This is a genomic window from Streptomyces sp. NPDC002680, from assembly GCF_042889145.1.
GTDB lineage: Bacteria > Actinomycetota > Actinomycetes > Streptomycetales > Streptomycetaceae > Streptomyces > Streptomyces adonidis.
In genome coordinates, this window is sequence record NZ_JBIAQP010000002.1 from 84,293 (window position 1) to 94,321 (window position 10,029).

Below are 10,029 nucleotides of genomic sequence, written 5' to 3' on the forward strand. Positions count from 1 at the left end.
TTCGACAGGTGAGCGCCAACGAGCTGGGCACCTTCCTGCGCACCCGCCGCGAAGCCGTCACCCCCGCCGAGGTGGGGCTGCCCCCGGGCTCCCGCCGTCGTACGCCCGGGCTGCGCCGGGCCGAGCTGGCCACCCTCGCCGGTATCAGCGTCGAGTACCTCACCCGGCTCGAACAGGGCCGGGACCGCAACCCGTCGCTCCAGGTCCTCGCCTCGATCGGCGAGGTCCTGCGGCTGCCGAAGGCGGACCGTCTTCTGCTGCACCGCCTGGCCAAGGAACACGGAGAGGGCCAGTCGGTGTGCCACACGGTCACCGCACCGCCGGTGCGCACGGTCCGCCCCACCCTCCGCGCGCTCCTCGACGGGCTGGAGCCCGCACCGGCCGCCCTGCTCAACTGGATGGGCGACATCGTGGCGTACACCGAGGGCTACGAGCGGTACGCCCGCCCGCTGGGCCTGCTCGACGGCGACCCGCCCAACGTCCTGCGGTACCTGTTCACCGACGACCGGGCCCGCGCGGTGTACCCCGGATGGGACCGCCAGGCCGACGAACAGATCGCCCACATGCGCGACGAGACCTCGCTGAACGACCCCCATGTGACCGCCCTGGCCGAGGAACTGGCGGCGGCCGGGGCGCCGTTCGGGGACCGGCTCGCCGCCGTGCCGGTCACGCCCGCCCGGTTCGGGACCGAGCTGGTGGACCACCCCGAGGCGGGCCGCCTGCGGCTGTCGTACGAGACGCTCGTACTCCGCGACGAGGGCCAGCGTCTGGTGGTGCACATCCCGGCCGACGAGGCCACGGCGACCGCCCTCGACCGCCTCAACGGCCGCAGGCCCGGAGCACTGCGGGCGGTGAGCGGCTGAACCCCGGTCGGCGGCTCGCCTACCAGGGGCTTTATTCGGCCCTGTGAAGGCGTACGCCACCCCGAGGAAGCCGCGCTCCCTCTAGGCTGCTCCCCGAGCTTGTGAACAGTTGGGGCAGTGAGCGGACAGCGGTCAAAAGGGGGCTGACCTCATGAGCAGGGTCTGGTTCATCACCGGTGCGAGCAGTGGCTTGGGGCGGGCCGTCGCCGAGGCGGCGGTCGCCGCGGGCGATGTGGTCGTCGGTGCCGCACGGCGTACGGGCGCCTTGGACGCCTTTGTGGCCGCCCATCCCAAACAGGTCCAGGCACTGCGCCTGGACGTCACGGACAAGGCCGCGATCCGGACCGCGGTGGAGGACACGGTCGCCTGGCACGGGCGGATCGACGTGCTCGTCAACAACGCGGGGCGTACGCACGTTGGTGCCTTCGAGGAGACCACCGACGCCGAACTGCGTGCCCTGTTCGACCTGCATGTGTTCGGGCCCGCCGCGCTCGTCCGGGCCGTGCTGCCGCACATGCGGCAACGGGGCTCGGGCACGATCGTGCAGATGAGCAGCGCGGGCGGACAGGTGTCCACGCCGGGCTTCGCGGCGTACAGCGGGACGAAGTTCGCGCTGGAGGGCATGTCCGAGGCGCTCGCGGCGGAGGTCCGCGGCTTCGGGATCAAGGTGCTGATCGTCGAACCGGGCGTCTTCAGGACCGAGTTGTTCGACAGCGCCCGGGCGGGCACCAGCCGGGACCTCGGCGCCTACACCGCCACGGTCGGCGCGGTCCGCCGCATGGTCGCCGAGAACGACGGCGCCCAGCAGGGCGACCCGGCGAAGGCGGCGGCCCTGATCCTCGCCGCCGTCGACGCCGAACACACCCCGCTGCGCCTGCCCCTCGGCGACGACGCGGTCACCGCCGTGCTCGACCATCTCGAAGGCGTACGGGGTGATGTCGCCGCCTGGGAGAAGCGGACGCGGGCGACGGCGTTCGACGAGGCCTGAGACGGGGAAACGGATGGTCAGGCGGGCGCCAGGCCCGTCTTGAGCCCCGCCCCGCACAACGGCACCACCGCCGTTCGCGCCCCGAGCGCCCCCTCCCGCACCGCCGCCCAGCAGGCCACGCCGGTCGACTCCACGTACAGGCCCTGTGACGCCAAGTCCCTTTGCGCGTGCCGGATCTGATCCTCCGTCACCGTGAGGAACGTGCCGCCCGAGTCGCGTACCGCGCGCAGGATCTGCCGGGCGCGGGGCGGGTTGGGGATCGCGATGCCCTCCGCGAGCGTGGGGGCGGGCGGGGGCGGGGCGCTGCCGGTGAGGTCGGTGGCGCCCTCGGCCCAGGCGTGCGCCAGCGGGGCGACCGCGGCGGCCTGTACGGCGTACAGGGCGGGGCGCCGGTCGATGAGCCCCGCCCCGTGCAGCTCGGCGACGGCGAGGGCCGCGCCCAGCAGCAGGGTGCCGTTGCCGACCGGGACGACGATCACCTCGGGGAGCCGGCCGCCCATGTCCTCCCACAGCTCGTGGACGTACGTCTTCGTGCCGTGCAGGAAGTACGGGTTGTAGACGTGGGAGGCGTAGAAGGTGCCCGGGGCGTCGGCCGCCGTGCGGGCCGCTGCCGCGGCGGCGTCCCGGTTCCCGTCGACGACGTGGACCCGGGCCCCGTGCGCCTCGATCTGCTCCAGCTTCTTCGCGGAGGTGCCGTCGGGGACGTACACCGTGCAGGGGAGGAGGGCGCGGGCGCAGTACGCGGCGATCGCCGTGCCCGCGTTGCCGCTGCTGTCGGCGACGACCTGCTGGGGGCTGAGGCGGAGGGCGAGTTCGGCGAGGAGCACGGCACCCCGGTCCTTGAAGGAGAGGGTCGGCATCAGGAAGTCGAGCTTGGCGGAGATGCCGGGGCGGAGTTCGACGAGGGGGGTGCGGCCCTCTCCGAGGGTTGTGGTGGGGGTGGAGAGGGGGAGGATTTCGGCGTACCGCCAGAGGGAGTTCACTCTGCCGGTGAGGGATTTGAGGGAGGCCGGGGTGGGCGCGAAGTCGAGGTCCAGGGGCCCTTGGCAGAGGGGGCAGCGCCAGGTGAGGGAGCCCGCGGGGACACGGGTGCCGTCCGCGGGGCAGTAACAGTCCGGCAGTGGGGTCATGCACGCAGAGTAGTTGCGCGCCCGCCCGGTTTGTCCTCGCCCCCGCCGCCCCCCGCTCCTCAAACGCCGGAGGGGCTGACTACCAGCCCGTCCGGCGTTTGAGGACGAGGCCGTTCAGGCCGACAGCGGGGGTCTGGGGGCGCAGCCCCCAGGGATGGGAACGGGTAGGGGCGGCGGGGGCGAAAAACCCCTAACATGCGCCAAGTCGTACGTCAGTTCCCACCACCCCGACGAGGAGCCCCCCGCTCGTGGCCATACCCCCGCCCCCTGGACCCGGCCAGCCGCAGCATCCCCAGTACCCCCAGGGGCCCTACTCCCCGTACCAGGGCTACCCCCAAGCCCCTTACGCCCCCTGGGCCCAGGGCTACTCCCCGTACAACCGGCCCACCCCCGTCAACGGCGTAGCCATCGCCTCCCTCGTCCTCGGCATCCTCTGCTTCCTGCCCGCCCTCGGCCTCGTCCTCGGCATCATCGCCCTCGTACAGATCCGCAAGAGGGGCGAGCGCGGCAAGGGCATGGCGATCGCCGGGTCCGTGCTCTCGACCGTCGGGCTCGCCCTCTGGGCGCTGCTCCTCGGCACCGGAGGCCTCTCCGAGGCCTGGGACGGGTTCAAGGACGCCGCCGAGGACAGCAACAGCACCTTCTCCCTCGCCAAGGGCGACTGCTTCAACTCCCTGGACGGCTCCCTGGAGGGCTACGCGTACGACGTCGACACCGTGCCCTGCTCCCGCGCCCACGACGGCGAGGTCTTCGCCAGCTTCCAGCTCCCGGCCGGCTCCTATCCCGGCGACGACCGCGTCACCGAGATCGCCGACGACAAGTGCTACGCCCTTGAGGACAGTTACGCGATGGACACGTGGGCCGTGCCCGACGACGTCGACGTCTACTACCTCACCCCGACCCGCCAGAGCTGGCGCCTCGGCGACCACGAGGTCACCTGCGTGTTCGGCAGCGTCGAGACGGACGGCACCCTCACCGGCTCGCTGCGCAAGGACGCGACGACGCTCGACGCCGACCAACTGACGTATCTGAAGGCGGCCCAGGTCCTCAACAAGGCGATGGACTCGGAGCCCGTGGAGGAGTACGTCGAGGACGACCTGCCGGGGCACAAGGAGTGGGCGGGGCGGATGACGGACGCGCTCGACGAGCAGATCCGCATGCTCACCGGACACCGGTTCGCCGCCACGGCCTCGCCCAGCGTCACCGCGCTCGTGAAGGACCTGCGCAGCGCGCGCGTGGAGTGGGCGAAGGCGGCCGTGGCCACCGACGCGGACACCTTCTACGTCCACTACGACACCGGCTACTCGCTGCTCGACGCCGACCGCACGGTCACCGCGCGCAAGGCTCTCGGCCTCGCGACGACCCCGCCCGACTACGACACGGAGGGCACCGGCGAGGACAGCGGCGGGGACACCGGCATCGATGTGTGACGACGGCCGGAGCGGGGAGAACGTGCCTGCGCGGCGCGCCCGCGCAGGCACTCGCCCGCGCCTCCCGCCATGCCTCCCGGCGGTGCAAGTCATCACATCGAGTGATTCCCTGGCCTTTGCTTGCATGTCGCAACCCATGGTTGCCAGGCTGTCGCTGTCTGTACAACCTGATGGGAGCGGCCCGTGACATTCGGTGAGCAGCCGGCCTACCTGCGTGTCGCGGGTGATCTACGACAGAAGATCGTCGACGGTTCGCTGCCACCGCACACCCGCCTCCCCTCCCAGGCCAGGATCAGGGAGGAGTACGGCGTCTCGGACACGGTCGCGCTGGAGGCGCGCAAGGTGCTGATGGCCGAGGGGCTGGTCGAGGGCCGTTCCGGGTCGGGCACGTATGTGCGCGAGCGTCCTGTGCCGCGCCGGATCGCCCGCTCGGGCTTCCGTCCGGACGGCGGTGCGACACCGTTCCGGCAGGAGCAGTCCGACGCGGAGGCGCGCGGCACCTGGGAGTCCAGCAGTGCGCAGGCCGAGGCGAGCGGTGCCATCGCCGAGCGGCTCTCGCTGCGGCCCGGTGACCGCGTGATGTGCACGAAGTACGTCTTCCGGGACGCCGGCGAGGTGATGATGCTGTCCACCTCCTGGGAGCCCCTCGCGGTCACCGGCCGTACGCCGGTGATGCTGCCCGAGGAGGGCCCGCTCGGCGGGATGGGTGTCGTCGAGCGCATGGCGGCCATCGACGTGATCGTGGACAACGTCACGGAGGAGGTCGGCGCCCGCCCCGGCCTCGCCGAGGAACTGCAGGCCCTGGGCGGTGTCCCCGGGCATGTGGTGCTCGTCGTGCACCGCACCTACTACGCCTCGGGGCGCCCGGTCGAGACGGCCGACGTCGTGATCCCCGCGGACCGCTACCGGGTCGCGTACCACCTGCCAGTGAAGTAGCCCACACGCAGGGGCGGTTGACTTCTCGAACGCTCCCCCCTTCACCGCTGCCCCGCCAACCACCGCCGCCCGCCCGGCCGTTGGATTCTGGCCGTTCTCGCAGGTCGTCCCGTGGGGCACGGTGTGCCGCTGACCGGACACACCATGCCCTTTCGACGGCGCGTTCGATGTCGTGCGCCCCCTGGGCCCTGGCCGGTTGCGTACCTCTTTGTGAAATTCCGTATTCGCTGCGTAAAGGTTAGGCGTAGGCTCGGGCATATGCGGATTGCGGTTTCCTTAGCGGGCGGGGCGCGGCGCAAGCCGGGGGCGGGAAGTGGAGGGGCTCCATGAGCGACGGGACGATCACTCTTCCCTGGCTCGTCATAAGGCAGGACGACAACGGCAATCGCTACCGCGTGGGCCGGTACGCGACCCGTGCGGAAGCCCAGAAGATCGCCGACAGTCTCGACGACCGCGGCCACAAGCAGCTCTACTGGGTCGAGCGGATCGGGCAGAACGGAACCAGGTGATCCCGCTCCCGTAGGCTCCGGCCCATGACGGAACGGACACAGCCGACCGCGCGGATCGTCGTGGTCGGCGCCGCCCTGCTGCGCGACGGCCGGCTGCTCGCCGCCCGCCGCAGCGCGCCCCCCGAACTGGCCGGCCGCTGGGAACTGCCCGGCGGCAAGGTCGAGCCCGGTGAGACGCCTGAGGACGCCCTCGTACGCGAACTGCGCGAGGAACTGGGCGTCGACGCGGAACCCGTCGAGCGCATCCCGGGGGAGTGGCCCCTGAAGCCGCCGTACGTCCTGTGGGTCTGGACCGCGCGGCTCCCGGCCGGCTCGACCGAGCCGAAGCCCCTCCAGGACCACGACGAACTGCGCTGGCTGACTCCGGCCGAGATCTGGGACGTGGACTGGCTGGATCAGGACGTTCCGGCGGTCCGGGAAGCGGTCGCCCGGCTGGGGTGACGCCGGCGGGGTGCCGTCGAGGGCGTGGAGGTGTGGGCGGCGTCGAAGGCGCCCGGTGCGCACGCCCCGTACGCCGTTCGTGCCACAGTGCGCCCTCGGAGGCGGTACTGGGTCGTGAATATCGGGTATGTGCCCATTAACCCCACGAAACCGGACATGGGTGGGTCGCTGGCCTGGGAAGTGATCGGCGTGATCGACACCGAAGGCGACTGCGCCGAGTGGAGCTTTCCCGCAGAGCCCGGCGCCGTGCGCGGAGCCCGTGCGGTCGTGCGCGGACAGTTGCGCAGCTGGGGGCTGGACGCCCTCGGTGACATCGCCGCCCTGCTGGTCAGCGAGCTGGTGACCAACTCCCTGAGGCATGCCACGGGCCCCATCGGCGTACGGCTGGTACGGCCCGCCGGGATGTCCGCCGCGCTCCTGGTCGAGGTCTCCGACCCGCTGCCCGACCTGCCCTGCGAGCGCGCCGCCCGGCCCGACGAGGAGGGCGGGCGGGGCCTCCAGCTGGTCGCCCGCTCCTCCAGCCGCTGGGGCACCCGCCCCGCCGACGCGGGCAAGACGGTGTGGTTCGAGCTGTCGGTGCCGGGCTGAGCGAGGGCGGAGCGCGCCCGTGCACGGAGAGCGACGAACCGTGCGCCGGGGTGAACATCGGCTGTACGTCCGCCCCTGTCATGTCGACCCTGTGGTTCAGGCCACTGGCAGTTGTCGTCGATCGGGGTTCGACGGGTACTTCCCTGGTTAGAAGACTGGGAGTGTTGTCGCGGGCCGGTCCGAAAAGCATCGGGATCGGCCTGTGATCGTGAACACCGTGTTGTGGGGCGCCGTAGTGCTGGATACTGCGGGCAGCCGCCCCCGGTGACTGGTGCCGGACGCGGTGAGCTGGAGGGGACGGTTCGCGTGAGCGAGATACCAGCGAAGGCCACGGAGTCCAAGGACCCGTCGGGCGGCGCGAGTGCGGGGGTCGTGGGTGATGCCGCGGCCGGTGCGCCACGTCGTGCGACGGGTGTCAGGAGTTCCGCGGGCGGTGACGCGATACGCGATGCGACACGTGAAACCACGCGTGGCACCATGGGCGGGCCGGTGCGCGATACGACACGTGACACCGCGCAGGACCACGCGCGTGACGTGACAGGTGACCCCATGTGGCAGAGCAGCCCGCCCGGCTCGATCTACGACTACATCAAGGTGGCGTCGTTCTCCATCGGCCCCGACGGCCTCGTCGACCAGTGGAGCCTGCGTGCCGAGAGGATCTTCGGCATCCCCGCCGGGCGGGCCGTGGGCATGGACCCCATCGAGGCGTTCATCGACCCCGATCTGCGTGAGCGCGGTCAGCGGAAGATGGCGGAGATCCTCGACGGCCGGGAGTGGACCGGAGTCGTGCCGTTCCGTGTCCGCGAGTCACGGCCGGGCGAGGACGGCCCGCGCGAGGGCCTCGCCGAGGTCTATGTGATGCCGACGCGGACGGAGGAGGGCGAGAAGGCCGCCGTCTGCATCGTGGTCGACGTCCGGACGCTGCGTCAGATCGAGACCGACCTAGCCGCTTCGCAGGCGATATTCGGTCAATCTCCGTTCGGCTTTCTGCTCATCGACACCGATCTCCGCATCCGGCGCGCCAACCAGCGCTTCGCCTCGATCTACGGCGGCACGGTCGACGACCACCGGGGCCGCGGTGTCTACGACTACCTGCGCTCTCCCGAGGCCGAGCGGGTCTCCGCGACGCTGCGTCGCGTCCTGGAGACAGGCGACTCGATAACGGACATGCACATCACCGGCTTCGTGCCCGGCTCCGACGAGCGCCGGCACTGGTCGGTCAACCTGTACCGCGTGCACAGCGGCACCGGCCGCCCCATCGGTGTCGCCTGGCTCGCCCTCGACATCACCGCCCGCCGCGCCGCCGCCCGCGAGGCCGCCGCAGCGCGGCGCAATCTCGCCCTTCTGAACGAGGCCGGCTCCCGCATCGGGAACTCCCTGGATCTGGAAACGACCGCGCGCGAACTCCTCGACGTCGTCGTCCCCGGCTTCTGCGACCTCGCGACCGTCGACCTCTACCAGGGCCTGCTGGCCGGCGACGAGACCCCGCCCGGGCTCGCCGACGGCAGCGCGGAACTCCGCCGCGTCGCCTTCGCCAGCGCCGTCTCCGACGCGCCCTTCGCGGGCGGCGGAGCCCCGGTGGCCGTCGGCGCCGTCCACCACTTCCCGTTCAACTCGCCCTGCGCGGACGCCCTGCGCACCGCCCGCCCGCAACTCGTCCCCGCCGAGGACAACGGCGCCATCCAGTCCACCCTGGCCGTCCCGATGGTCGCCCACGACACCGTCGTGGGCCTCGCGCAGTTCTCCCGTACGAAGGGCAGCGAGCCGTTCGGGGAGCGGGACCGGGCGCTGGCCTGGGAGTTGGCGGCACGGGCGGCCGTCTGTATCGACAACGCCCGCCTGTACCGGCGTGAGCACGAGCGCGCCCTGATCCTCCAGCGCTCCCTGCTGCCCCCGGGCGACCCGGAGGCCTCGGGCCTGGACATCGCCTGCCGGTACCTCCCCGGCAACGCGGCGACCGAGGTCGGCGGCGACTGGTTCGACGTCATCGAACTCCCCGGCAACCGCACCGCGTTGGTGGTCGGCGACGTGATGGGCCGGGGGCTGCGTGCCGCCGTGGCCATGGGCGAACTCCGTACGGCGGTCCGCACCTTGGCCCTCCTGGACCTCGAACCGGCGGAGGTGTTGTCGGCGTTGGACGAGATCGCACGCGGCCTCGGCACCCCCGGCGGCGTCCAGCAGGCCACCCGCGCCGCCCGCCAGCCCCGTGACGCCGACCTCTCCGAGGTGTACCTCGCGACCTGTATCTACGCGGTCTACGACTCGGTGACCCGCAGGTGCACCTTCGCCAACGCCGGCCATCTGCCGCCCGTCATCCTCGAACCGGGCGAGGACGCGATGATGCTCGACGTACCGCCGGGCATGCCGCTCGGCGTCGGCGGGGAACCCTTCGAGGAGGTGGAGGTCGAACTACCCGAAGGTTCCCTATTGGCGCTCTACACGGATGGACTGGTCGAATCCCGCGACCACCCCCTCGACGAGGGCCTGCAAGCCTTCGTGGGCGCCCTCAGTGACCCCTCCCAGCCGCTGGAGGACGTCTGCGACCACGTCCTCAGCACCCTCGACACCCACCACGGCGAGGACGACATCGCCCTGCTGATGGCACGTGTCCAGGGGCTGCCCGCCGATTCCGTCGGCGACTGGACCCTGCCGCGCGAACCGCGCAGCGTGGGCCGCGCCCGTGAGTACACCCGCACCCAGCTCACCGCCTGGGGCCTCGAACCCCTCATCGACACCACGGAGTTGCTGGTCAGCGAGCTGGTCACCAACGCGCTGCGCTACGGCGAGGGCGAGATCCGGCTCCGCCTGCTCCTTGACCGGATGCTGGTGTGCGAGGTCTGGGACGCGGGGTTGGTCCAGCCGCGCCGCCGCCGGGCCCGCGACACGGACGAGGGTGGACGCGGCCTCCAGTTGGTCGGCCTGCTCAGCGCGGCGTGGGGCTCCCGCAGGACCCCCCGGGGGAAGACGGTGTGGTTCGAGCTGCCGCTCCCCGACGGGGGGACGGTCCTCGCGGACCCGGCGGAGGCGCTGCTGAGTCTGTTCTGACGGACAGACGCGCTCTTACGGAGTTCACGGAGAGTTCTTACGGGGCGCCGGGCCGGGTGCCCGCGCTGGGCCGAGCGCGCACTGTCCTGCCTCGGTGTG

General features: G+C 71.8%; 9 protein-coding genes. 8 read left to right on the top strand and 1 reads right to left on the bottom strand.

The features are described from left to right. Positions 1 to 8: 8 nt before the first annotated feature. Entirely contained in the window at positions 9 to 863 is an 855-nt protein-coding gene (locus tag ACFYXF_RS06975; protein WP_389348544.1) for a helix-turn-helix domain-containing protein, read from the top strand. 151 nt (positions 864 to 1,014) lie between these two features. Next, on the top strand, positions 1,015 to 1,851 hold the full coding sequence (locus ACFYXF_RS06980; RefSeq protein ID WP_389348545.1) for an oxidoreductase: 837 nt from the start codon (positions 1,015 to 1,017) through the stop codon (positions 1,849 to 1,851). Between the two features lie 17 nt (positions 1,852 to 1,868). Here the strand turns inward: ACFYXF_RS06980 and ACFYXF_RS06985 are convergent, their stop codons facing one another. Further along, on the bottom strand, positions 1,869 to 2,981 hold the full coding sequence (locus ACFYXF_RS06985; RefSeq protein ID WP_389348546.1) for a threonine synthase: 1,113 nt from the start codon (positions 2,979 to 2,981) through the stop codon (positions 1,869 to 1,871). 248 nt (positions 2,982 to 3,229) lie between these two features. Here ACFYXF_RS06985 and ACFYXF_RS06990 point away from each other — a divergent pair, with 248 nt between their 5' ends. The 6 genes from ACFYXF_RS06990 (at position 3,230) to ACFYXF_RS07015 (ending at position 9,930) form a co-directional block, all read left to right on the top strand. Further along, entirely contained in the window at positions 3,230 to 4,411 is a 1,182-nt protein-coding gene (locus tag ACFYXF_RS06990; RefSeq protein ID WP_389348547.1) for a DUF4190 domain-containing protein, read from the top strand. Between the two features lie 183 nt (positions 4,412 to 4,594). Continuing rightward, a complete protein-coding gene (locus ACFYXF_RS06995; RefSeq protein WP_389348548.1) occupies positions 4,595 to 5,347 on the top strand; it encodes a GntR family transcriptional regulator in 753 nt (250 codons plus the stop codon). Between the two features lie 326 nt (positions 5,348 to 5,673). Beyond that, positions 5,674 to 5,856 carry an SPOR domain-containing protein gene (locus tag ACFYXF_RS07000; RefSeq protein WP_105968232.1) on the top strand — a complete coding sequence of 61 codons (183 nt, stop codon included), beginning with the start codon at positions 5,674 to 5,676 and terminating at the stop codon, positions 5,854 to 5,856. Positions 5,857 to 5,880: 24 nt separating this feature from the next. Further along, on the top strand, positions 5,881 to 6,297 hold the full coding sequence (locus tag ACFYXF_RS07005; RefSeq protein WP_389348549.1) for a (deoxy)nucleoside triphosphate pyrophosphohydrolase: 417 nt from the start codon (positions 5,881 to 5,883) through the stop codon (positions 6,295 to 6,297). A 156-nt stretch (positions 6,298 to 6,453) separates the two neighbouring features. After that, positions 6,454 to 6,885, top strand: coding sequence for an ATP-binding protein (locus ACFYXF_RS07010; RefSeq protein WP_389348997.1), 432 nt, complete (start codon positions 6,454 to 6,456; stop codon positions 6,883 to 6,885). Positions 6,886 to 7,191: 306 nt separating this feature from the next. Continuing rightward, positions 7,192 to 9,930 (top strand): SpoIIE family protein phosphatase, encoded by a 2,739-nt coding sequence (locus ACFYXF_RS07015; RefSeq protein WP_389348550.1) that lies wholly within the window; start codon positions 7,192 to 7,194, stop codon positions 9,928 to 9,930. The last annotated feature ends 99 nt before the right edge of the window (positions 9,931 to 10,029 follow it).

Coding starts and splice junctions, on each gene's coding strand:
- ACFYXF_RS06985 (WP_389348546.1), bottom strand. CDS start 2,981: ATGACCCCACTGCCGGACTGTTACTGCCCCGCGGACGGCACCCGTGTC.
- ACFYXF_RS07005 (WP_389348549.1), top strand. CDS start 5,881: ATGACGGAACGGACACAGCCGACCGCGCGGATCGTCGTGGTCGGCGCC.
- ACFYXF_RS07000 (WP_105968232.1), top strand. CDS start 5,674: ATGAGCGACGGGACGATCACTCTTCCCTGGCTCGTCATAAGGCAGGAC.
- ACFYXF_RS06980 (WP_389348545.1), top strand. CDS start 1,015: ATGAGCAGGGTCTGGTTCATCACCGGTGCGAGCAGTGGCTTGGGGCGG.
- ACFYXF_RS07010 (WP_389348997.1), top strand. CDS start 6,454: ATGGGTGGGTCGCTGGCCTGGGAAGTGATCGGCGTGATCGACACCGAA.